Below are 22,475 nucleotides of genomic sequence, written 5' to 3' on the forward strand. Positions count from 1 at the left end.
CCTTATAATCTCACCACCTTAGCACCAAAGCCACCTTGATTGATCGGTGCGTCATTAAAGCCCTTGACACTTTTATGAGTTTTCAAAAACTCTCTTACAGCAAAGGCAAGATTTCCTGTTCCTATACCATGGTAAACTAAAACTTCATCAAAGCCTGCAAGCAAAGCATCTGAAATAAATTTATCAAGCCTTGAAATAGCTTCATCACTCCTAAGCCCATGCAAATCCAAGCTAACGCTAAGATTAGTCGGTTTTGCCACACTAATGCTTGTTTTTGGACTTATTTTAGGTGTAGGAGTGCTTTTTTTAAGCAGTTTTAAAGGCACACGAAGTTTGATCCCATCACTTTCAACCATAGCATCGTTTTTAGAAATGCTTATGATTTTACCCTTAATTTTTTCATATTTTACAAAATCCCCCACACGCAATTCTTCGTTTTGCTCCATACTTGGCAAGATGATTTCTTTTTTAAGTTCATTGGTTTTATTAAGACTTCTTTGCTTGTCTTTTATATCTTTAAGCTGTATGGTTTTTTTAGCTTCTTCTATGGCTTTGTGAAATTTAAATTCTAAATTTCTCAAACTCGTACGAAATTCTTGTTCATTTTTTTCTTTTTGCTCTTTTAAAGAAAGTAAAATTTCATCGACTTTTTGCTCTTTTTTCTCAACATTTTCAAGCTTAGCTTTTAGTTCTAATTCAAGATTGATATTTTTACCCACAAGCTCTTCTAAATTTTCTTTATCCTCGCCATAAAGCTTTTTAGCCTCGCTAACTAAATTCGGCGGAATCTGATAACGCAAAGCAGTTTCAAAGGCATAAGATTTTCCTATAGTACCTTTTAAAAACTCATATTTTGGGCGTGAAAGCTCTTCATCATATAAAGCAGCAATGAGTTCAACTTGCTCATTCTTTGCTAAAAGCATGGCAAGGTGTTTGTGGTGTGTGGTGATGATGATTTTAAGATTATTAGCTATGAGTTTTGAAATTAACACACTATACAAACAAGCCGCTTCTTCAAAATCTGTTCCAAGCTCTATTTCATCGATACCTAAAAGCAAATTTTTCTTAGAAAAAAGTCTAGAAAAATGCAACATTCTTCCTGCAAAAGTTGAAATGTCGTTTTTAACATTTTGCGGATCTTCTATGATGGCATCAAATTCTTTAAAAGTACCGATTTTACTTTCACTTGCTTTTATATGCATAGGCAAAAGATGTTTAGCTAAAAATGCTGCGCTTAGCATGGATTTTAAAAGCATGGATTTTCCGCCTGCATTTACCCCTGTGATGATTAAAACTTGTTTTTTAAATTCCAAACTCACGCTTTTTGGATTTTTTAAGGCAGGATGGGCGAAATTTTTAAGCACTAAATCCGTACTTTGATCGCACAAAATAAATTCAAAATCCCTTTTTTTAGCAAGCAAAACTCTAGCACTATAATGGTCAAAAAGATCAAAGGCTGTATTGATAAATTTTAAAAAAGGTAGATTTTTTGCTAAAAAAGCTGAGAAATTTTTAGCGTATTCATAATAAATTTCTTCTTTTTGATTTTTGATTTTTTCTATATCATTTTGCAAATTTTCAACACTTAAAGGCACGATATAAAAGCCACCGCCACTACTTCTACCTATGATTTTTGCTTTAATAGCGTGATTAAACCCGCCTCTTACAAGCAAGGCTTCAAGATTGTTTATAAGATGGATTTGTGTATCGATAAGATAAGGCATCAAAGCTTTTGTATAGCAAAATTTCTTAAACTCAGCTATTATGCTTTCATTTTTTAATCTTAGAGCGGCATTAAGATTTACAAGTCTTTCATCTAAACTTTCTTTCAACTCCCCTTTTTCATCGAAATTCAAACAAAGCTCCAAAGCCCCGCTAACAAATTCTATCTTTTGTAGCCAAGAGTCTAAATTTGTTCCTAGTTTTATTTTTTTTAACTTTTCAAAATAACGAAAAATTTTTACAAATTCAAAAATTTCATCTAAATGTAAAATTCCTTGCTTGCTTAAATGAACTAAGGCTTTATCAAGATTGCTAAGCTCTGGTATAGTAGGAAATTCCACCTCGCAAAGCTCATGTATGCGTTTAAAATGAAGATTAGAATCTCCTTGCAAAAAAATCTCCTTATCTCTTGCAAAAAGGGCTTTAAACTCTTCTAAATAGCTGTTTAAATCAAGCTTTGAGATCAATTCTTCTTTTGTATCATTCATCATTTAACCTACAATCTTTAATATCTATGATTAAAGAATTAAAATTTTGATTATTATCCTTTGAAATAAAACTTCCTGTACCAAATTCATAATTAAAATACGCCTTAGAAACATTGATATCTTTACATAAAATATTTTTATTTTGATTAAAAGCTACGATAATATCTGTTCTTAAATGACTTTTTTGTGTGTTTTCAAATTCAAAAAATACTGCTAAAACAATAAAAATCACAAGCAAAATACCAAAAAAAGGTTTAGTTTTTTTGCCTAATTTTTCACGCAAAGCAAAAGTGATTAAGGCTAAAATTAAGATGATTAAAAGATATAAAAAAACCCTACTCATTTTTTTGCCTTAATTTATTACTGATATCTCCTGCACCAAAACCTATAATAAGCCCTTCTTCAAAAACCTGTCCCTTGGAAGCTACTAAAAATTTACCCTCTCTTTTGATATCTTCTACAAATAAAGCCTTAGGAAAAACCGCTTTTAAATCAAGTTCTATAGGCTTTTCTCCTGCAGCATAAACAGGTAAAATTACAAGCTCATCAACACCTTCAAAAGCCTTTGCAAATTCCTTTAAATTTGTAGCCAAACGCGTGTAGCGGTGGGGTTCAAAAATGGCTGTAATTTTTTTATATCTACCTAATTTTGCGTATTCTTGTGCTGCACTTAAAGTCGCTTTTATTTCGGTGGGATGATGACCATAATCATCGATTAAAACCAAATTTTCATCAGCATGTAAAATATCAAAACGCTTTTTAATACCTTGATAATTTTTAAGCCTAGTTCTTATCGTTTCTATATCTAAGAAATTTAAAGCCGCCAAAATCGCCAAAGACGCATCAAGGGCTAAATGATATCCCATGCCAAAAACCTTAAATTCACCTAAATCTTTCAACTCAAAGCTTGTAAAAGGTTTGAAATTTTCTATACGCATGGTGCAGTTTTTGATATCTTTGTTCGGATAAAGCTTGGTTGACTCATTTTTATAATTTTTCAAAAACTCATCTTCAGCATTAATCACGCGAATTTTAGCCGTATCTAAAAACTGCGTATAAGCATGATGGAGTTTTGAAACTTCATTGCCATAATGATCTAAATGCTCTGCTTCTGCATTAGTAACTATAGCCAAATAAGGATTTGAATTTAAAAAAGAACTATCGCTCTCATCAGCTTCAAAAACAAGGTTTTGGCTTTCTTTATAAATCATATTTGAACCAAATTCTTTTAAAATCGCTCCGATGATCACAGAAGCATCATCAAGCAAAGAAGCCAAAATACTTGAAGTTGTGCTTTTTCCATGTGCTCCTGCAACTGCAAAAACGCGCTTATCTTCTAAGATAAGAGGTAAGGCCTCCTTGCGTGAAAGGCATTTAATGCCTAATTCTTTAGCGTGTTTAAATTCAGGATTTTCTTCTTTGATAGCAGCAGAATAAATAACTAAATCTTTGTTTAAAATATTGTCTTTATGATGAGGGATACTGACCTTAACCCCTTCTTTTTCTAGTTCTTTAGTGATTTTACTCTCTTTAAGATCACTTCCGCTAATTTTAAAACCTTTTTCTTTTAAAAATCTTGCTAAAGCGGAAATTCCTATACCGCCTATGCCGATAAAATGGATATTTTGCATCATTTAAACCTTTATACTTTAAAGGCTAAATTTTAGCACTTTTTTACTAAAAAGAAAATATAAATCCTATTTTGAAATGCCTAAACGCTCGGCTAATTGATATAAATTTAACTCTCTATAAAATTTATCAAAGTCTTTAGTATAAACATCAAGATTAAAAGCTTTATTCATATCTTTTAAAGTATCATTACTTTCAAAATAGTACCCTTTACCGCCACTATAAATACCTTTTTTATCAATCCATACAGCATCGTTGATCCCAAATTCTAATTTCTCATCACTTGGTCTTGCTAACATATTTCTTCCGCCTACGCTTAAATACTTGACATTATTTAAACTTAAAGCATAAAGAGTTGGAAAAATATCTTTATGAGATCCTACACGATCTTTATCATAATAAATATTATCTTGCAAATCCTTAGGAATATAAAGATAAAAAGGTACACTATAAGCAAAAGCTTTTTGGGAATTTAAATCTATACTCATTTCGCGTACTCTATGATCTCCAGTTGCTGCTATAATGACACTATTCTTAAATGGACTTTGTTTTACTTTATCTAGAAATTTTCCAAATTCATTGTTTGCATAAGTATAAGCTTTGATAATGTTATCTTGTTTATCTTTTTCATAAGGAAGCATATTAAGCAAAGTTTGCGGAATGTTTTGTAATTTTGGCAAATCATTTTGTGGAATTTTATAAGGTGGATGATTAGAAATAGTAAGAGCAATTATAAGGGTGTTGTGTGGATTTTTTTGAAGTAAGTCATAAACTTTTTTATATAAAAACTCATCAGCTACCCCATAACCATTTTCGCTATCTTTTGCTCCATTATACTCTTTCATTAAAATATTTTCATCTATAATCTCATCTACCCCCAAAATACTGAGATAATTTTTAATATTTTGCCAAGATCCATTACCTGCACTTACAAAAATCACCTTATATCCTGCTTTCTTATAAATAGCAATAGGTGTTAAATCTAAATAAGTTTTCTGAAATTTACTTGTGGAAATATTAGAAAATGGACTTACAAAAAATAAGTTTGCAAAACTTGGTATAGTTCCATTACTAGAACTCAAAAAACGTTTGAATAAAAAATCTTGCTTAAAATGTTTATCTAACGAACCCAAAAAATTATGTTCTGTATTTGCAAAATCAGCCAAATTAAGCCCAAAACTTTCCATTAAGTTAACAAATACACTAGGATGATTCTTTTCAGCTTTTAGATTTATAGGACTTTGATGCAAATAATCAAAAAGTTTTTCTTTAAGTTCTTGTGCTTTTAAAGGTGTGATAGCCTTCAAAGCTGCTTCTTCTTTATATTGTTTTAAAGCCCAAGAAAATGCCATAATTGGATTTAACATTGTATCATTTACAACACTATATTCGCTAAAAGAATAATTTTGCACATTTATAGCCACATGCTTAAATGGACCCCTTAAGGCTATAACATAAACAATAATTAATATTAAATTTAAAGCTATCAAGGGAAATAATCTTAAATTAACAGGTTTTAGCTTTAAATTTAATATTTTCAAATTTAAAAAAAATACAAAAACTCCAAAAATCAACATTAAAGCTAAAATTTTTAAAATTGGATAATCGTGATAAATAATACTTAAAATAGTTTTTGCGTTATCATCTTTTAGAGTAAACATAAAAATATCAAATTTAGTCTTGTAAATTTCGTAATAATAGTATTTTGCATAAGAAAATCCTATACAAAGACAAGAAATAACAATTATATAAATGCTTGAAAAAATGAAATAAAAATTTTTACTATATATTACTAATTTATTATTTATTTTTATATTAGAAAAAATTAAACTTAAAAAACCACAAAGCAAGAATGGTAAAAACGCTGCGCTTAAAAATCTTATATCATGAAAAACACCTAAAAGATACATTAAAAAGATTTCATTTTTATCACTAATTAAACCAGTAGGGATAAAAGAATTTTGCATTAAAATACGATTAATGGTAAAAGTTACTATAAATAATACACTAAAAATAAAAATTTGAAGTAAAATTTTTCTCATATTCACCTTCTTTAAAAATTCTTAAGAATTTTATCAAAACCCCAAAGTTTTCTTGCTTCATCACTTTTTTTAGGCTCTATAATAAGCATTTCTTCTTCAGAACCTAATTTACTTTCTATCTCACCAAAAGCATTGATAAACAAAGTATCGCCGTAAAAATTCCACTCATCTTTTGTTTTGCCTATGCGATTTACTCTTAAAATGCTTGTAGAATTTAAAAAAGCTCTTGTTTTTAAAAGTTCTTCCCATCTTTGTTTGCTTTCAAAGGTACAAGCACTAGGAACGATAACCAAATCAATTTTTTTCGCCATAATCTGTTGCCAAAAAATATCAAAATGTGTCTCAAAACCAAAAAGCAAAGCACATTTTAATTTTTCATAATTAAAAGTAAAAATTTTTAATTCTGATGGAGTTTTGTTGCTGAAAAATTTTTCTTCATTCCAATGTTCATAAGGCATTAAAATTTGCTGTTCATAACTTTTAACACCATTTGGAGTAACTTTTAAGCAAAGTTTTTTATAACTTTTAGCTTCAACACTAACATAAGGAGCGATGATTTCTAATTCGTATTTTTTAGCAAGTTTAATCAAGCTTTCTTTTTTAGCTTCGCTTTGTTCTTTTATCATATTTTTTGGCATATGCAAAAGTTCTGTAAAAAAACTGTTGATCACATATTCTCCCAAAACTACTAAATTTGCTCCATTGTCTTTTGAAGCTTTAAGATAATAATCAAGCCTTGATTCACTTAAAGCTAAAGTTGGAAACTGTAAAGCTGCTATTTTACTCATCGATTTGCTCCACTTCTAATTTTGCTTTTTCAAGCTCAAGTCTTGCTTTTTTGATACTCTCTAAACCTTCTTTATAAATTTTTACACTTTCATCTAAGGCAAGCTCTTGATTATTTAATTTTTCCAAAGATTCATTAGCGTGTTTTAAATTTTCTTCAAAACTCATTGATGATTAACCTTGTAGTTTGGTGCTTCATGAGTGATAGTAACATCATGCACGTGACTTTCTTTAAGCCCTGCAGTGGTAATTTCAACAAATTCGGCTCTTTTTTGAAAATCTTCTATATCTTTAGCCCCAACATAACCCATAGAAGAACGCAAACCTCCTAAAAGTTGATGCACCACGCTTCTTATACTTCCCACATAAGGAACACGCCCTTCTATACCTTCAGGAACGAGTTTATCTTGAGCAGTACCTTGCTGAAAATATCTATCCGAACTTCCCTTTTGCATAGCCCCAAGTGAGCCCATACCACGATAAGACTTATATTGTCTTCCTTGATAAGTAAAAAGCTCTCCTGGACTTTCATCTGTTCCAGCTAAAAGCGATCCTATCATAACAGAACTCGCACCTACAGCTAAAGCTTTTGCGATATCACCTGAATATTTAATCCCGCCATCAGCTATCACAGGAACGCCAAATTTATTTGCTTCTTCCACGCACTCATCAATGGCCGAAATTTGAGGCACACCCACACCTGAAACAATACGCGTAGTACAAATACTTCCTGGCCCAATACCTACTTTAACCGCATCTACCCCTGCTTCGCAAAGTGCTTTTGCTGCAGCTGCAGTGGCGATATTTCCTGCGATAAGATCTAAATTTGGATATTTAGTTTTAATCGCTTTTATCGTATCAATAATACCCTTAGAATGTCCATGCGCAGAATCAAGCACAACAACATCAACGCCAGCTTCAACTAAAGCATCCACACGATCCATTTGCCCTACTCCTATAGCCGCACCCACGCGTAATCTTCCAAAATTATCTTTATTGGCATTAGGATATTCTTTGCGTTTTTTAAGATCTTTTATAGTGATAAGTCCTTCCAAGCGTCCTTGTTCATCAACTATAGGAAGTTTTTCTACTTTGTTGGTGCTGAAAATTTTTTCCGCATCATCTAAAGTACAACCCTTTGGAGCAGTGATTAAAGGCATTTTAGTCATAACATTTTCAACCAAATTTGAAAAATCACTCTCAAATCTTAAATCACGATTGGTAAGTATGCCTATTAGTTTCTTATCTTCATCTACTACAGGAACACCTGAAATTCTATACTCTGCCATAATTTCTAAAGCTTCCGCAACACTTGCCTTAGGACTTACAAAAATAGGATCGATAATCACCCCGCTTTCGCTTTTTTTCACTCTTTTTACTTCTCTAACCTGTGAGGCTATATCCATGTTTTTATGAATCACTCCAAGCCCTCCAAGTCTTGCCATCATAATAGCAGCCCTGTGTTCAGTAACTGTATCCATAGCCGCAGAGATTAAAGGCATATTTAAAGTGATATTTTTTGTTAATTTAGTGTGAATTTTTACTTCCTTAGGTAAAACTTCAGAATACCCAGGACGCAATAATACATCTTCAAAAGTTAAAGCTCTTTTTACAATTTTCATCTTTCATCCTTAATGTTTAATCATTTGTTCTAAACTTAAAGCCCCATCTAACAAGGTTTGTTCATCATAAGCTTTGCAAATCAGTTGTGCTGATATATTAAGCCCTTCTTTATCTTTTGCAACAGGCACACTAATGCCTCCAAGTCCTGCTAAATTTACAGAGATAGTATAAACATCTTCTAAATAAGTTTGCATAGGGCTTTTTTGAGTATCAAATTTAAAAGCCGTTGTAGGCGTTACAGGCATAAAAATAAGATCACAATCTTGCAAAATTTCTTCATATTTTGCCTTAATAAAAGCTCTAGCTTTTTGTGCTTTAATATAATACGCATCATAATATCCACTGCTTAAAACAAAAGTTCCTAACAAAATTCTTCTTTTTACTTCTTCTCCAAAACCTTCGCTGCGTGTATTTACATACATTTCTTTTAAATTTTGGATATTTTCAGAACGCTTGCCATAACGCACCCCATCATAACGACTTAAATTTGCACTTGCTTCAGCTGTTGCGATGATATAATACGCTGCGATATCAAACTTAGAATCAAGCAAATTTTTATATACAATCTCATGTCCATTAGCTTTTAACATATCTATGGTTTTTAAAAGTGCGTTTTTTACTTCACTATCTGCATCATTGACATAATTTTCAATCACTGCAATTTTTAATTTTTTATTTGCATTTAAATTTGGAGCGGTTTTGATAAACTCGATATTTGCACTCGTGCTATCCATTTTATCATATCCTGCGATCGCATCATATAAAATTGCCGCATCTTCTACATTTTGCGTTAAAACCCCAATTTGATCCAAACTTGAAGAATAAGAAGCTAAGCCATAGCGACTCACTCTTCCATAACTCGGTTTAAATCCTACGCAACCACAAAAAGCTGCAGGCTGACGTACAGATCCTCCTGTATCAGAACCCAAACTTGCCAAAGCCAAGCCACCCGCTACCACAGCAGCACTTCCACCACTTGAACCACCTGGCACACGCTCAAAATTTAAAGGATTTAAAGTTTTGCCATAATAAGAACTCGCTGTTGAACTTCCCATAGCAAATTCATCCATATTGCAACGCCCAAAAGGAGAAAAACCATTAGCTTTTAAATTAACAATCACACTTGCATCATAAGGAGCGATATAACCTTGTAAAATCTTACTCGCACTAGTAAGCTCCCAGCCCTTTACGCTGATATTATCTTTTATAGCTACAGGCACACCTTCACCTGAAACACTTAAGTCTTTATCTAAAAATTGTTCGATATAAGCACCTATTTTTTTTTCTTTTTTTGCTTTTTCATTGAGTTCTTTTTTTAAATTTTCAAGTTCTTCTTTGGAGTATTTTAAAGCTTCTTTTAAAGTTATCATTTATTTTCCTTTGTTTTTTTGATCAAAAATACTGCTAAAGCACTAAAAGCCAAAACCACCGCTATAGTTGTGATGATAATGCTATTTGGAATAGGATTTTCTAGCATTGAATCCCTTTTAAAACTTCTTCACATCTTAAACAAGGTGTTTCTTCATCTTTACTTTGAAGTTTCCAACATCTTGGGCATTTACAAAGTGAAGCTTTGGTGATTTTAAATTTCTCATTCTCTACTTCAAATTCAGCCAAAATTTCTTCATTTTCATTGCTGATTTGACTTACCATAAACCAATCGGCTAATTCCTCATTTGGGAATTTATTAAAACTGATGTTTAAATTTAATTCCAAAGTAGATTTAATGATTTTATCTTTTTTAAGTATATCAATCTGTTCAAAAAATTTCTCTCTAGCACTCATTAAAAATGTATCATCTATACCAAAATCATAATCAAAATCCTGAGTTAAACTTAGATCAAATACATCTTTTGCATCGCCTTTGATTAAAACATTAGCATGTTCTAAAGCCTCATCTACGCTATAGCTTAAATTTGGAGCAAGTAAATTTAAAAGCTCTTTTGCTATCAAAGCCATAGCCACTTGAGCAGATTTTCTTCTTTGGGCATTTTCGCTATCACAATAAAGTCTATCTTTACTGATATCAAGATAAATCCCACTTAAATCCGCACTTAAGAAATTTAAAAGCAAACTAAAACCTTTAGCAAATTCATAAGCAAAAAATGCCTCTTTGCTTGCTTTAAAAACTTTAGTTGCACGGCTTAATATCCATTTATCAATAAAACTAAATTCTTTAACTTTTAAATCTTTTAAATCATTGGTATTGGCAAGTAAAAATCTTATAGTGTTTCTTATTTTGCGGTATTGTTCGCCTACTTGTTTTAAGATATTGTCTGAAATTTTTAAATCACTTGAATAATCACTTAAAAGTATCCAAAGTCTTAAAATTTCAACTCCATAGGTTTTTGCTACATATTCAGGAGCGATCACGTTGCCTTTAGATTTAGACATTTTTTGCCCTTTTTCATCGGTGGTAAAACCATGAGTTAAAATGCTTTCATAAGGTGCACTTTCATTGATCGCTGTACCTACAAGCAAAGAGCTTTGAAACCAACCCCGATGTTGATCGCTTCCTTCTAAATACATACTTGCTCTTTTTTCTCCTGCGTCATAAAGTCCGCTATTTAAAACCGCATTAAAAGTACTTCCACTATCAAACCAAACATCTAAAATATCATATACTTTTTCTAAATTTTCAGCGTTGTATTTTGAATTTGTAGGAATTAAATCTTTGATTTCAAACTCCCACCACGCATCAGCGCCGTGTTTTTCAAAAATAGCCGCTACAAAGTCAAAAAGTTCATCATCAAAAATCACTTCTTTAGTGTTTTTATCTCTAAAAAAGGCTATAGGCGTTCCCCAGTCCCTTTGTCTTGAAATACACCAATCTGGGCGATTTTCCACCATAGAACCTATTCTTTTTACCCCACTTTGCGGATAAAAGGTTGTTTTTAAAAGTTGTTCTTTTGCACACTCTCTTAAAGTTTTTCCTTGAAGTTTTGGTTCATCCATTAAAATAAACCATTGTTTAGTAGCTCTATAAATCACAGGCTTATGCGTTCTCCAACAAAATGGATAAGAGTGTATAAATTTAGAAGAATGTAAAAGTTTTTCGCCTAAAAGTTCTAAAATTTTTTCATTGGCCTTAAAAATATGAAGACCTATAAACTCTTCAAGCAAATGAGAAGGCAAAAGCCCTTTAGCTCTTAAAGTTTCATCATAACATCCACTATCATCAACAGGCATTAAAACTTCAATACCGTATTTCAAACAAGCATAGTAATCATCTTCGCCATGTCCTGGTGCAGTATGTACAAGTCCACTTCCACCATCCATCAATACATGCTCACCCATGATTAAAACAGATTTTCTTCCATTTAAAGGATTGATAGCTTCAAGTTTTTCAAATTCTTTTGCGTTGAGTTCTTTTTGAATTTCTCCACTTGTAAGTCCTTTTTCTACCATGCTTTTAAGCAAAGCACTTGCAAAAATCAAACCTTCTTTAGTGATCACATAATTTTCATTAGGATTTAAGGCTATAGCTTGATTAGCCACCAAAGTCCAAGGCGTAGTTGTCCATATCACTGCGCTTGCTTTTGAAACGCCTAATTTTTCGCAAGCTTTTACATCTAAATCAAAAGCCACAAAGATAGAATAATCTTCTTTATCTTGATACTCTACTTCAGCTTCCGCTAAAGCTGACTTTGCCGCCCAACTCCAAAAAACAGGTTTAGAACGCTCACAAAGTAAGCCTTTTTTAGCAATCTCGCATAAAGTTCTATAAATCGCTGCTTCAAACTCAAATTTCATAGTCAAATAAGGCTTATCCCAATCCGCAATAATGCCTAAATTTTTAAATTCTTCTCTTTGGATATCTACAAATTCACTCGCATGTTGTCTGCAAAACTCACGAATTTCTTTCTTGCTTAAGCTTTTTTTCTTTTCTCCAAGCTTTACTTCTACTTGTTGTTCTATAGGTAAACCATGACAATCCCACCCTGGAGTAAAACGCACACTCTCACCTTTAAAATAATGCGTTTTGATAATAGTTTCTTTTAAAATTTTATTTAAAGCATGTCCTATATGGATATGTCCGTTAGCATAAGGGGGGCCATCGTGTAAGGTAAAACTTTTTTTCGCATTTTTGCGATTTTCTTTCATTTTTTCATAAGCATAATTTTGCTCAAACCATTTTTTAAATCTTTGCGGTTCAAGTTCCGCTAAATTCGCCCGCATAGCAAAAGTAGTGCTGGGCAAAAGTAGAGTTTCTTTGTAGTCCATTTTTTCCACCTAATTTTTAATAATCTTAAATTCTACTCAAATTAGCTTTAATTTCTACTTTGTTTTTGGCTATAATTATAAGAAAAAAAGGAAAATTTATGAAACATTTGCTTTATCTTATAGGAGATGAGCTTACTATAAACGAAAAATTCAAAAATTATATTTATAGAACTTATGAAGAAAAATTTAAAGAAATCAACGAAATTCGCATACAAAATAAAACCGATAAAGATTTACCCTTTTTGCTTGAAAACCTCTTAAATCAGTATGATTTTATCACTTTATTTACAAGCCCTTTGCATTATGCGACTGTTGCTAAAATTTTAGCAACTTTAAATGATGATAATCTTATCTTAAAAGATGATACCTTGGTTCCAGATAAAGCAGAATTTAGTAAAAATAGCTTTGTGTGTAATTTTTCAAATTCAAAAATCAATGTCGTTAAAATAAATCCAAGCGAAAAATTACCCAATCTTCTTGGGCATATAAAATTAAATTTTGCATATTTTTGCATTTTTGGCATGGATGATGAAAGCGCTATATTGCTACTGCAAACCCTAACAAAATCTTATGAGATAAGTATAAAATCAACCAAGCTTTTAGATAATCTTGTGCTTATTAAGGCCACTTGCGCTAATTTTGGAAAACTTGATGGTTTTTTAAATAGTGTAAAAAATCTTTTTGGACAAAAGGTGTTTTTAGGTAAAGATCCTATACATTTTATAAGCTCTAAACTTTTAGAAAAAAAATTAAAAATTTCTTTTGCTGAAAGTTGCACAGGTGGACTTTGTGCAAGTACCTTAACCAAAATTTCAGGTGTAAGTGAAATTTTTGAAGGTTCTATTGTAAGTTATTCCAACCGCATCAAACACGAATGGCTTGGAATTAGCGAAAGCGTCTTAGAAAATAATGGCGAATACAGTGAACGTTGTGTTTATTTTATGCTAAAAGGTATTTTTAAAACAGCTAATCCTGATTTTGCCTTAGCTATTAGCGGAGTAGTTGGCGAAAAAGATGAGGGAAAAATAAAATCAGGCACTATTTATATAGGTGCAATGTTTAGAGATGGAACTTTTATCCAAGAAACGCTTTATTTAGATGGAGATCGTGAATTTATGCAAGAACAAGCTGTTTTGGCAACTTTTTGCTTACTTTTAAAATTAAAACCTGAAATTTTTGAAATTTAAGGGATTTAAAAATGAAAGAAATTAAGCTAAAAGAAGACTTGGAAAAAATTTATCCCTTGATAAAACAATTAAGAAATAACCTATCTTTGAAAGATTTTTTAGACAAAATCCAACTTGCTACACAAACTCAACATTATAAACTTTTTGCCTATGAAAATGAGGGAAGCTACAAAGCAGCTTGTGGAGTCATGCCCTTTAATGTACTTTATCATAATCATTGTCTTTATATTTGTGATTTTGTCGTAGATAAAACTTTAAGAGGAAAGGGTATAGGTCAAGCTTTTTTGAAAAAAATCCAAATTTGGGCAAAAGATCAAGGATATGAAGAATTAGAACTAAGTTCAAGTTTTTTTAGAACACAAGCTCATGAATTTTATATCCAAAAAATGGGTTTTGAAAAATCCGGTTTTGTTTTTAAGAAAAATATCAAACTATAATATTTTTTGATTAAGCTTTGCATTTTATAATTAATATTATTATTTTTGATTTTAAGGAATAAAATGAATTTTAAAGAACTAATTTCAAAACGCAGAGCTTGTAAACTTTTTAATGATAAAAAAATCAATGAAAAGGATTTGCATTTTATCTTAGAAAGTGGAGTCTTAGCCCCAAGCTCACATGGATTTGAGCCTTGGAAATTTGTAGTATTAGAACAAAAAGAACACAATCTTAAACTCTCAACCCTATGTTACAATCAACAAAATGTAGCAAGTGCGAGTCATAATATCATTTTTCTAGCAAGAAAAGATCTTCAAAGCAAAGATGAATTTGCACAAAAACAAGTGCGTCGTTTCTCAGGTTCTAGCGAAGAAAATTTTCAAAAAATTTTAGAAATTTACACCCATAAAACCAATGCAATGAATGATAATGAACTCTATCATTACGCACAACTTCAATGCTATCTTGCTATGATGCAAATGTCGCTAGCTGCAATGAGCTTAGGTATTGATTCTTGTATGATAGGTGGCTTTGAAAAAGCTAAAGTTGATAATTTTCTTAATTTAACTTATCCTTTTGAAACTGCTGTAATTTTATCCTTAGGATATAAAGCCCATGAACCAAAATATTCTACTCAACGCTTAAATTTTAATGAAGTCGTCGAATTTTACAAGGAAAAATAATGAAAAAAGAACTTGAAATTTTTAGCACAAGATATTCTTGTAGAAATTTTAAAAATGAAAAACTCAAAAAAGAGGATTTAAATTCTATTTTAGAAATAGCAAGATTAAGCCCAAGCTCCTTAGGACTAGAACCTTGGAAATTTATAGTAGTGCAAGATGAGAAAAGAAAAGAAGAACTTTCTAAAATTTGCAACCAGCAAAAACATGTAAAAGATTGCGCTGCGTTAATTATCATCATTTCAAGACTTGATTTTTTGGATTATTTTGAAGAAAAACTTAGAAAAAGAGATATGAGTGAAACAGAAATTCAAAAACGCTTAGATGCTTATATGCCTTTTTTAAAATCTCTAAATCAAGAAGAAAAAATATCTTATGCAAGAGAACAAGCTCATATAGCTCTAGCTAGCATACTTTACAGTGCTAATGCTTTAAATATAGCAAGCTGCACTATAGGTGGTTTTGATAAACAAAAGCTTAATTCTTATTTATCACTTGATATTCAAAAAGAAAGATCAAGTTTGGTGGTGGCTTTAGGATATTGCAACGATGAAAAAAATCCTCAAAAAAATCGTTTTAGTTTTGATGAAGTTGTAAAATTTATTTAAATTTTGCTTAAAAGCAAAATTTAAATAAAAATAAACTGATTCTTTTTTGTATTTTTACTAAGTCTTTGCTTAAATTTTATACAATTTTGATTATAATTTTACATTTAATTTCACAAGGCTTGTTATGAATTTACCCAATATCTTGGCGATTTTTAGAATGGTTTTAGCGCCTTTGCTATTTTTTTTATTAATTCATCATTTTGAAAATATTCATCAAAGTTGGATTAACTATTTTGCTGCTTTAACTTTTTCATTAGCAGCTTTAAGTGATTTTTTTGATGGATACATCGCAAGAACTTGGAAACAAACTACAAAACTTGGTGGAATCTTAGATCCATTAGCCGATAAAATGCTTGTTTTAGCAGCTTTTTTAGGGCTTTTACTTACAGGAAAAGCTAATGAATGGGTAATTTATATTATATTAGTAAGGGAATTTTTTATCACAGGTTTTAGAGTTGTAATGATTAGCGAAAATTTAAATGTCAATGCTTCTTTTGCAGGCAAGCTTAAAACCGCTTTTCAAATGACTGCGATAGGATTTTTAATTATGGAGTGGATAGGCGGAGAAATTCTACTTTACATAGCTTTGATTTTAACTCTTTATTCTGGATTTGAATACATCTATACTTATATAAAAGCTCAAAAAAAAGGAGAAAAATGAGATCTTTATTGTTTTTGATTGTTATTTTGATTTTTGGAATTAAATTTTATTCTATTGAATTTTTAGCAACTGTTTTAGTCATCTCATTTTTAATCTTCTTTCACGAATTAGGGCATTTTTTAGCTGCAAGATCTTTGGGTGTAAAAGTTGAAGTTTTTAGCATAGGATTTGGAAAAAGTCTTATAGAGCGTGAATTTAAAGGCACAAACTATCGCTTAAGCACTTTACCACTTGGAGGATATGTTAAACTTAAAGGACAAGATGATATGCGTCCTGGTTTTGAAAATCTAGACAAAGATAGCTATAGCATTTTAAGTCCTTTAAAAAAGATTTATATTCTTTTTGCTGGACCATTTTTTAATCTAATTTTAGCTTTTTTTCTTTATATTATCATAGGAAATTTAGGTCTAAACAAACTTGCTCCGCAAATAGGAAACATAGCTCCAAACTCTGCTGCACAAGAAATAGGACTTCAAAAAAATGATACTATCTTAGAAATTAACGGTATAAGAATTCAAACCTTTGATGAAATTTCAAAGCATTTAAGTTTAGATCCTTTGAAAATATTAATCAATAGAGAAGGAAAAAATTTAGAATTTATTTTAACTCCAAAAATAGGACAAGGATATAATGACTTTGGACAAATCGTTGAAAAACCTCAACTTGGAGTCAGTCCAAATGGGACAAGCACTCTTGTAAAACACCAAGGTTTAGAAAGTTTTAAATATGCCGCACAAGAAAGTTTTCAAGCTTCTACACTCATCATCAAGGGTATTGTAAAACTCATAAGTGGTGAAGTTGAAGCAAAAAATTTAGGCGGTATTATCACCATGACTGAAATTACCTCAAAGGCTGCACAAAATAGCTTTACTTTGCTTTTATTTATCACTGCTTTAATTTCTATAAATTTAGGCATTTTAAATCTTTTACCTATTCCTATGCTTGATGGAGGACATATACTTTTTAATCTTTATGAAATGATTTTTAGACGCAAAGTTCCACAGCGTACTTTTGAATATTTAAGCTATACAGGCATGGCAATACTTTTAAGTTTAATGCTCTTTGCAACTTATAATGATATATCAAGGATTATAGGTGAATAAAAAATTTTCCTACCCTATTCCAAATTTTACTGATAGAAGAAAAAGTATAATCTTTTGGCGCTATTTGCGTTTTCAAGCAAGAAAAATTTTATATTTTCCTCAAGTAAGACTTCTAGAAAAAACGCTTAATAAAGAAAAAAATAAACATTTAAAAGACTTTTTCTCTCAAAGACCCTATGCTTGTTACAATGCTACAAGAAGATTTTGCGATAAAAGTTTTAAAGCAAATGAACGTGTTAAAACACTTATTTATGATGTTGATAAGGGACTCGCTTGTTTTAAATTTCTTCCCGAGGAACAAATAATTTTTTCTTTTGATGAAGATTTTGAGCTTTTTTTAGGATATAACCATAATGTTTACGAAGAAGGTTTTTGGGCTTTTTCTTTAAAATTTAAAAAATACACTATCTCACAATGTAATTTTTGCTTTACTTTAGAAAATAATCTTCTACTTTCTTGCATACAAGGACATAAATACAAAGATTTTAATATTTTAGAAATTAATAAAATTTTAACTAAAAAATGTCATGGTTTGCGCCCTGTTGCTTTACTTATAGAATGCTCTAAGATGCTTTGTGAAATTTTAAAACTTCAAGCTACTTTAGGTGTACATGAAAAAAATCAAATCCGTTCTCAAAAAGGAAAAGAAAAAGGATATTTTGTAGATTATCAAAAAATTTGGCTAGAAAATGGTGGAGAATTAATAAAAATCAATAAACACAAATACTATAAACTCCACCACTCTCAAAAAAACCTAGAAGAAATCCCTTCGCAAAAACGCTCCATGTATAAAAAACGTTTTGCTATGCTTGAAGAAATCAAAACAAATTTAGATAAAACCTTAAGTATTCAAGACTAATTAAGTATATTTTGATATAATCTAGTCTTGCTTTATGCAAAATCCTTGCTCATAAAAATGGGCTTTAATATCCATAAGGAGAAAAGATGAAACATTATGAGGTTTTATTTATCTTAAAACCAACACTTACTGAAGAGGAAGTGAATGCGAAGTTGGAATTCGTTAAAGAAGTCCTAACCAAAAATAGTGCAGAAATTGAAACTGTTGTTCCAATGGGTACTAGAAAATTAGCGTATAAAATCAAAAAATACGAAAGAGGAACTTATTTTGTGATTTATTTCAAAGCTCCTACAAACTTGATCGCTGAGCTTGAAAGGGTGTTAAGAATCACTGAAGAAGTAATAAGATTTTTAATCGTAAAATATGAAAATAAAAAAGAAATTGCAGCTTGGGAAAAACTAAGCCACGGGATTAAGCAATCTAAAAAAGAAATTAAACCTTTAGATGCTCCTGAAATTCAATAAGGAAAAAGATGTTTAACAAAGTTGTTTTGGTTGGAAATCTTACACGTGATATAGAAATGCGTTATGCACAAAGCGGTAGTGCTATTGGAGCTTCCGCTATAGCAGTAACAAGAAGATTTACCGCAAATGGAGAAAAAAGAGAAGAAACTTGCTTTATTGATATAAGCTTTTATGGTCGCACCGCAGAAGTTGCAAACCAATACCTTACAAAAGGTTCAAAAGTACTCATAGAAGGACGTTTGAGATTTGAACAATGGAGTGATCAAAATGGACAAAATCGCTCTAAACATAGCATTCAAGTTGAAAATATGGAAATGCTTGGCAATTCCAATACTCCACAACAAGGCGGAAATTTTGGCAATAATAGCTTTTCAAACAACAATTATAGCGGAAACTATGAAAATCAAAGCTATGATCCTTATATGAGTGAAAATCAAAATTTTAATAAAGCAAAAGCAAACCCTGCTCCACAAAGAAACCAAAACCCACAACACGAAGAAAAATTAAAAGAAATTGATATCGATGCTTATGATAGCGATGATACTAATTTACCATTTTAAAGGATAAACTATGGCAGAAAAAAGAAAATACTCTCGCAAATATTGCAAATACACTGAAGCAAAAGTTGAATTTATTGATTATAAAGATACAGCAATGTTAAAACATGCTTTATCTGAAAGATTTAAAATCATGCCACGCCGTTTAACAGGCACAAGCAAAAAATACCAAGAAATGGTAGAAGTTGCAATCAAACGTGCAAGACATGTAGCTCTTATCCCTTATATAGTGGATAGAAAAGAAGTAATCAATAATCCTTTTGAAGGACTATAATCTTTTAAAGCAAACTTGTAAAAAGTTTGCTTTCTTATACATTTATCCTCAAAATAAAATTAAACCAAAGTATATTCTAAAACATCACTGAAAGTATCAACAGCAATGATTTCCATATTGTCTCTAACCTCACTAGGAATATCTTTTAAATCTCTTTCGTAATTTTTTCTTGGAATTAAAGCTGTTTTTATATCTGCTTTATAAGCTGCAATTAATTTTTCTTTTAATCCGCCTATTGGTAAAACTTTTCCTTTTAAATCTATTTCACCCGTCATTGCAACATCTGCTTTAACCTTTTTATCACTAAAAATAGAAGCAATAGCTGTGCTTATCGTAATACCTGCACTTGGGCCATCTTTTGGAGTAGCTCCATCTGGCACATGTATATGAATATTATAACTATCATAAACATTAACTTTAGGATCAATAATTATTTTTTTAGGTATTTTTATTTTTCCTTCATCGATTAAAACTTTTATCATGCTAAAAGCAATTCTAGCTGATTCTTTCATTACATCACCCAAACTTCCTGTGAGCGTTAATTCTCCTTTACCTTTAATTTTTACAGCCTCTACTTTTAAAACATCTCCACCTACGCTTGTCCAAGCCAAACCATTGACCTGACCTACTTGATTTTCTCCATTATTTTTTTCTATTTCAAAAACTTTTTTATCTAAAAATTCATTCAAATTTTTTGTATTAATAATGACTTTTTTAATATTTTCTAAAAGTAGTTTTTTAGCACTCTTACGACACAACTCTGCCACTTTGCGACGCAAATTTCTAACTCCTGATTCACGAGTATAATCGCTAATGATTAGCTCTATAGTTTCATCATCAATAAATAATTCATTGGATTTTAAGCCATGTTTTTTAAGCTCATCTGGAATTAAATATTTTTTCATTATATGAAATTTTTCACTTGGAGTATAAGAGCTAAGTTCTATAAATTCCATTCTATCTCTTAAAGGTGCAGGAATATTGCTAATATCATTTGCCGTTGCTATAAAAATGACTTTACTTAAATCAATATTAAAATTTAAATAATAATCCCTAAATTTAGAATTTTGCTCTGGATCTAAAATTTCTAAAAGCACCGCACTTGGATCGCCTCTAAAACTGCGATTTAATTTATCAATTTCATCCAATACAATTACAGGATTAATTTGTTTTGCCTCTATGAGTCCTTGAGTAATACGTCCAGGCATAGCGCCTATATAAGTTCTACGATGACCACGCAGCTCATTAACATCTTCAAGTCCACCTAAGGCTATACGAATAAGCTGTCTTTTTAAAGCTTTTGAAACAGAATTTGCCAGTGAAGTTTTACCAACGCCAGGAGGCCCATAAAGACAAAGTATAACTTTAGCACCATCTTTTTCTGCTATTTTTCTTTTTTCTAAAAGTTCCCTAACTGCAAAATATTCTTCTATGCGTTCTTTTGGTTTATTTAATGCATAATGATCATGGTTGAGCTGTTTTGAAACTTCCTTAATATCAAGTTTTTTCTTAGAAATTTTTTCAAAAGGAACATCTAATGCTGTTTCTATGTAAGTTTGAATCATCGATGCTTCGGAATTATCTTGATGAATGCGTTCGAATTTTTCAATTTGTTTTTTGATTTCTTTATAAGCGTCTTCGTGCATAAATTTCTTCTTTAACTCCAGACGCTTTTGATACTCTCTAACCTCATCTTCTTTTTGCGTATCAGAACCAAGCTCTTTTTGAATTTGTCTTAATTGTTCTTTTAAAAAATATTCTTTATTTACCTTATCAATACGAGAATGTACTTTATTTTTAATTTCTTTTTGAATTTTATTAGCTTCTATTTCTTGAGCAATTAAATCTATTAATTTTACTAATTTTTGCTCAAGATCTGTTAAAACAAAAAACTCATAAGCAACTTGTTTTTTAATACGCACAGTATTTAAAATCAAATCGCAAATCCTAGATGCATCAAAACCTTCTTCAATTGTTCTTAAAAGATCCGGAGAAAAATAATGACTAATATTTGCCAAATTTTTTACCTTCTCTTTTAAAACTTCAAGAAGCGCTTCTTTTTTAGTTCCTTCTAAAAAGTCTTCTTTTATAAGTTCTATCTTGGCTTCTAAAGGTTTATTAGAAATTTGCTCTATAATTTTACCCTTAGCATATCCTTGAAAAAGTATTTTCACCCTTCCATCAGGTAAAGGAACTTTTCGCATGATAGTCCCAATCACTCCGCAATTATAAATTTCATCAAAATTTCTTCCATTTTCCAACTTTGAAGGTGCAACAAAAAGCATGCTATCATTTTTAATCGCAAGATCTAAAGCTTTCATATTGGATGAATCGTTAATAAAAATAGGAGTTATCATAAAAGGATATAAAAATAATTCATCTTCAACCAATACTGGTAAATTTGCTGGATAATTTTGTATCTCTTCAATCTGCATTTATTTTCCTTGTTTATTAAAATCTTTCAAATATACTTCTATACCAAGGAAGCTCAGGTTTGATAATACTTTGCTGATAAAATTCACTTTCTTGAAGTCTTTGTTTATAAATTTGTGCACTTTCATCATGCCCTATGCGCTGGTATAGATTTTCTATAGTACTATTAAGATAAAAAACCGCTAAATTAAATTTTGTAAGCATTGTTTGAACCAAAGGTTCATATTCTGTATAAGGATAATCTTTCAAAAAAGTATCTATTTCTTTTTGGCTTTCAAGCATTAAAGCCTGATTACGATTTGGCACTGCAAATGCATCAAATTTTGCCTTAATTTTAAGATAACGAATATAATCAGCATTGCGTGAATTTCCAAATTTTTTATTATATTCATCTAAATAAAATTCAGCTAACTTATATTCCTCTTCATCCATATGAGCTTGTGCTAAAATAATTAAAGTAGTTTCCAATAAAGGATCGGCAACATGCTCACTTGCCATACCATTATAATGATCATCAGCTTTTTCCAAATCCTTGTCCTGCAAATCTTTAATAATTTGCTTATACCACTCACTAGCACTAAGATTGTATAAACCTTCATCATTTTTCGTACTACACGCACTAAAAAAAACACTTAAAAAAACCAATAAAAAAATACCTTTTTTCATACTTCACCTTGATTTATATTCTCAAAAATAT

The 22,475-nt window shown here is 30.8% G+C and carries 22 protein-coding genes; 10 read left to right on the forward strand and 12 right to left on the reverse strand.

Annotated features, from left to right (window positions below; all coding sequences use genetic code 11):
* Positions 1–2 precede the first annotated feature (2 nt).
* The 10 genes from FBE87_RS05145 to ileS all read right to left on the reverse strand — a co-directional run bounded on the left by FBE87_RS05145 (position 3) and on the right by ileS (position 12,514).
* Complete coding sequence (locus tag FBE87_RS05145; protein ID WP_168977229.1) at positions 3–2,213, reverse strand: endonuclease MutS2; 2,211 nt, start codon at positions 2,211–2,213, stop codon at positions 3–5.
* Complete coding sequence (locus FBE87_RS05150) at positions 2,203–2,553, reverse strand: hypothetical protein (RefSeq protein ID WP_002874053.1); 351 nt, start codon at positions 2,551–2,553, stop codon at positions 2,203–2,205. The genes FBE87_RS05145 and FBE87_RS05150 overlap by 11 nt, the downstream gene beginning before the upstream one ends.
* A complete protein-coding gene (gene murC, locus FBE87_RS05155; protein WP_079744473.1) occupies positions 2,546–3,844 on the reverse strand; it encodes a UDP-N-acetylmuramate--L-alanine ligase in 1,299 nt (432 codons plus the stop codon). The genes FBE87_RS05150 and murC overlap by 8 nt, the downstream gene beginning before the upstream one ends.
* 63 nt (positions 3,845–3,907) lie before the next feature.
* Positions 3,908–5,881 (reverse strand): LTA synthase family protein, encoded by a 1,974-nt coding sequence (locus FBE87_RS05160; protein WP_057096897.1) that lies wholly within the window; start codon positions 5,879–5,881, stop codon positions 3,908–3,910.
* Positions 5,882–5,892: 11 nt separating this feature from the next.
* Positions 5,893–6,669 carry a carbon-nitrogen hydrolase family protein gene (locus FBE87_RS05165; RefSeq protein WP_002853489.1) on the reverse strand — a complete coding sequence of 259 codons (777 nt, stop codon included), beginning with the start codon at positions 6,667–6,669 and terminating at the stop codon, positions 5,893–5,895.
* Positions 6,662–6,835: an exodeoxyribonuclease VII small subunit gene (xseB, locus tag FBE87_RS05170; protein ID WP_002853034.1), complete on the reverse strand. Its 174-nt coding sequence runs from the start codon at positions 6,833–6,835 to the stop codon at positions 6,662–6,664. The genes FBE87_RS05165 and xseB overlap by 8 nt, the downstream gene beginning before the upstream one ends.
* Entirely contained in the window at positions 6,832–8,289 is a 1,458-nt protein-coding gene (guaB, locus tag FBE87_RS05175; protein WP_002871783.1) for an IMP dehydrogenase, read from the reverse strand. The genes xseB and guaB overlap by 4 nt, the downstream gene beginning before the upstream one ends.
* A 9-nt stretch (positions 8,290–8,298) precedes the next feature.
* Positions 8,299–9,660 (reverse strand): Asp-tRNA(Asn)/Glu-tRNA(Gln) amidotransferase subunit GatA, encoded by a 1,362-nt coding sequence (gene gatA, locus FBE87_RS05180; protein WP_052790002.1) that lies wholly within the window; start codon positions 9,658–9,660, stop codon positions 8,299–8,301.
* A complete protein-coding gene (locus FBE87_RS05185; protein ID WP_002869114.1) occupies positions 9,657–9,767 on the reverse strand; it encodes a membrane protein in 111 nt (36 codons plus the stop codon). The genes gatA and FBE87_RS05185 overlap by 4 nt, the downstream gene beginning before the upstream one ends.
* Positions 9,761–12,514, reverse strand: a complete 2,754-nt coding sequence (ileS, locus tag FBE87_RS05190) for an isoleucine--tRNA ligase (protein WP_002874958.1) — start codon at positions 12,512–12,514, stop codon at positions 9,761–9,763. The genes FBE87_RS05185 and ileS overlap by 7 nt, the downstream gene beginning before the upstream one ends.
* 98 nt (positions 12,515–12,612) lie before the next feature.
* Here ileS and FBE87_RS05195 point away from each other — a divergent pair, with 98 nt between their 5' ends.
* The 10 genes from FBE87_RS05195 (at position 12,613) to rpsR (ending at position 19,345) form a co-directional block, all read left to right on the forward strand.
* Positions 12,613–13,701 (forward strand): CinA family protein, encoded by a 1,089-nt coding sequence (locus tag FBE87_RS05195; protein ID WP_002852915.1) that lies wholly within the window; start codon positions 12,613–12,615, stop codon positions 13,699–13,701.
* A gap of 11 nt (positions 13,702–13,712) precedes the next feature.
* Positions 13,713–14,138 carry a GNAT family N-acetyltransferase gene (locus FBE87_RS05200; RefSeq protein ID WP_100608605.1) on the forward strand — a complete coding sequence of 142 codons (426 nt, stop codon included), beginning with the start codon at positions 13,713–13,715 and terminating at the stop codon, positions 14,136–14,138.
* Positions 14,139–14,201: 63 nt separating this feature from the next.
* Positions 14,202–14,822: an NAD(P)H-dependent oxidoreductase gene (locus FBE87_RS05205; protein ID WP_002858394.1), complete on the forward strand. Its 621-nt coding sequence runs from the start codon at positions 14,202–14,204 to the stop codon at positions 14,820–14,822.
* The gene (locus FBE87_RS05210; RefSeq protein ID WP_002853045.1) at positions 14,822–15,427 is read left to right on the forward strand and encodes an NAD(P)H-dependent oxidoreductase; all 606 of its coding nucleotides are present in this window, start codon (positions 14,822–14,824) and stop codon (positions 15,425–15,427) included. Before FBE87_RS05205 ends, FBE87_RS05210 begins: the two co-directional genes overlap by 1 nt.
* A 124-nt stretch (positions 15,428–15,551) precedes the next feature.
* Positions 15,552–16,088, forward strand: a complete 537-nt coding sequence (gene pgsA / locus FBE87_RS05215) for a CDP-diacylglycerol--glycerol-3-phosphate 3-phosphatidyltransferase (protein ID WP_002853053.1) — start codon at positions 15,552–15,554, stop codon at positions 16,086–16,088.
* Positions 16,085–17,191 carry an RIP metalloprotease RseP gene (gene rseP, locus FBE87_RS05220; RefSeq protein ID WP_071165083.1) on the forward strand — a complete coding sequence of 369 codons (1,107 nt, stop codon included), beginning with the start codon at positions 16,085–16,087 and terminating at the stop codon, positions 17,189–17,191. The genes pgsA and rseP overlap by 4 nt, the downstream gene beginning before the upstream one ends.
* Complete coding sequence (locus FBE87_RS05225) at positions 17,184–18,050, forward strand: VirK family antimicrobial peptide resistance protein (protein ID WP_057095876.1); 867 nt, start codon at positions 17,184–17,186, stop codon at positions 18,048–18,050. The genes rseP and FBE87_RS05225 overlap by 8 nt, the downstream gene beginning before the upstream one ends.
* Before the next feature lie 86 nt (positions 18,051–18,136).
* Entirely contained in the window at positions 18,137–18,514 is a 378-nt protein-coding gene (rpsF, locus tag FBE87_RS05230) for a 30S ribosomal protein S6 (RefSeq protein WP_002853062.1), read from the forward strand.
* An 8-nt stretch (positions 18,515–18,522) separates the two neighbouring features.
* The gene (locus tag FBE87_RS05235) at positions 18,523–19,074 is read left to right on the forward strand and encodes a single-stranded DNA-binding protein (protein WP_100626282.1); all 552 of its coding nucleotides are present in this window, start codon (positions 18,523–18,525) and stop codon (positions 19,072–19,074) included.
* A gap of 10 nt (positions 19,075–19,084) precedes the next feature.
* The gene (rpsR, locus tag FBE87_RS05240; protein WP_002853032.1) at positions 19,085–19,345 is read left to right on the forward strand and encodes a 30S ribosomal protein S18; all 261 of its coding nucleotides are present in this window, start codon (positions 19,085–19,087) and stop codon (positions 19,343–19,345) included.
* A 59-nt stretch (positions 19,346–19,404) separates the two neighbouring features.
* Here the strand turns inward: rpsR and lon are convergent, their stop codons facing one another.
* Both lon and FBE87_RS05250 read right to left on the reverse strand, forming a co-directional pair.
* Positions 19,405–21,780 carry an endopeptidase La gene (gene lon, locus FBE87_RS05245; protein ID WP_168977230.1) on the reverse strand — a complete coding sequence of 792 codons (2,376 nt, stop codon included), beginning with the start codon at positions 21,778–21,780 and terminating at the stop codon, positions 19,405–19,407.
* Between the two features lie 16 nt (positions 21,781–21,796).
* Positions 21,797–22,444: an outer membrane protein assembly factor BamD gene (locus FBE87_RS05250; RefSeq protein ID WP_002852961.1), complete on the reverse strand. Its 648-nt coding sequence runs from the start codon at positions 22,442–22,444 to the stop codon at positions 21,797–21,799.
* Between the last annotated feature and the right edge of the window lie 31 nt (positions 22,445–22,475).

This window comes from Campylobacter sp. CFSAN093246 (genome assembly GCF_012889415.1).
GTDB lineage: Bacteria > Campylobacterota > Campylobacteria > Campylobacterales > Campylobacteraceae > Campylobacter_D > Campylobacter_D jejuni.

Coding starts and splice junctions, on each gene's coding strand:
- FBE87_RS05145 (WP_168977229.1), bottom strand. CDS start 2,213: ATGATGAATGATACAAAAGAAGAATTGATCTCAAAGCTTGATTTAAAC.
- FBE87_RS05150 (WP_002874053.1), bottom strand. CDS start 2,553: ATGAGTAGGGTTTTTTTATATCTTTTAATCATCTTAATTTTAGCCTTA.
- murC (WP_079744473.1), bottom strand. CDS start 3,844: ATGATGCAAAATATCCATTTTATCGGCATAGGCGGTATAGGAATTTCC.
- FBE87_RS05160 (WP_057096897.1), bottom strand. CDS start 5,881: ATGAGAAAAATTTTACTTCAAATTTTTATTTTTAGTGTATTATTTATA.
- FBE87_RS05165 (WP_002853489.1), bottom strand. CDS start 6,669: ATGAGTAAAATAGCAGCTTTACAGTTTCCAACTTTAGCTTTAAGTGAA.
- xseB (WP_002853034.1), bottom strand. CDS start 6,835: ATGAGTTTTGAAGAAAATTTAAAACACGCTAATGAATCTTTGGAAAAA.
- guaB (WP_002871783.1), bottom strand. CDS start 8,289: ATGAAAATTGTAAAAAGAGCTTTAACTTTTGAAGATGTATTATTGCGT.
- gatA (WP_052790002.1), bottom strand. CDS start 9,660: ATGATAACTTTAAAAGAAGCTTTAAAATACTCCAAAGAAGAACTTGAA.
- FBE87_RS05185 (WP_002869114.1), bottom strand. CDS start 9,767: ATGCTAGAAAATCCTATTCCAAATAGCATTATCATCACAACTATAGCG.
- ileS (WP_002874958.1), bottom strand. CDS start 12,514: ATGGACTACAAAGAAACTCTACTTTTGCCCAGCACTACTTTTGCTATG.
- FBE87_RS05195 (WP_002852915.1), top strand. CDS start 12,613: ATGAAACATTTGCTTTATCTTATAGGAGATGAGCTTACTATAAACGAA.
- FBE87_RS05200 (WP_100608605.1), top strand. CDS start 13,713: ATGAAAGAAATTAAGCTAAAAGAAGACTTGGAAAAAATTTATCCCTTG.
- FBE87_RS05205 (WP_002858394.1), top strand. CDS start 14,202: ATGAATTTTAAAGAACTAATTTCAAAACGCAGAGCTTGTAAACTTTTT.
- FBE87_RS05210 (WP_002853045.1), top strand. CDS start 14,822: ATGAAAAAAGAACTTGAAATTTTTAGCACAAGATATTCTTGTAGAAAT.
- pgsA (WP_002853053.1), top strand. CDS start 15,552: ATGAATTTACCCAATATCTTGGCGATTTTTAGAATGGTTTTAGCGCCT.
- rseP (WP_071165083.1), top strand. CDS start 16,085: ATGAGATCTTTATTGTTTTTGATTGTTATTTTGATTTTTGGAATTAAA.
- rpsF (WP_002853062.1), top strand. CDS start 18,137: ATGAAACATTATGAGGTTTTATTTATCTTAAAACCAACACTTACTGAA.
- FBE87_RS05235 (WP_100626282.1), top strand. CDS start 18,523: ATGTTTAACAAAGTTGTTTTGGTTGGAAATCTTACACGTGATATAGAA.
- rpsR (WP_002853032.1), top strand. CDS start 19,085: ATGGCAGAAAAAAGAAAATACTCTCGCAAATATTGCAAATACACTGAA.
- lon (WP_168977230.1), bottom strand. CDS start 21,780: ATGCAGATTGAAGAGATACAAAATTATCCAGCAAATTTACCAGTATTG.
- FBE87_RS05250 (WP_002852961.1), bottom strand. CDS start 22,444: ATGAAAAAAGGTATTTTTTTATTGGTTTTTTTAAGTGTTTTTTTTAGT.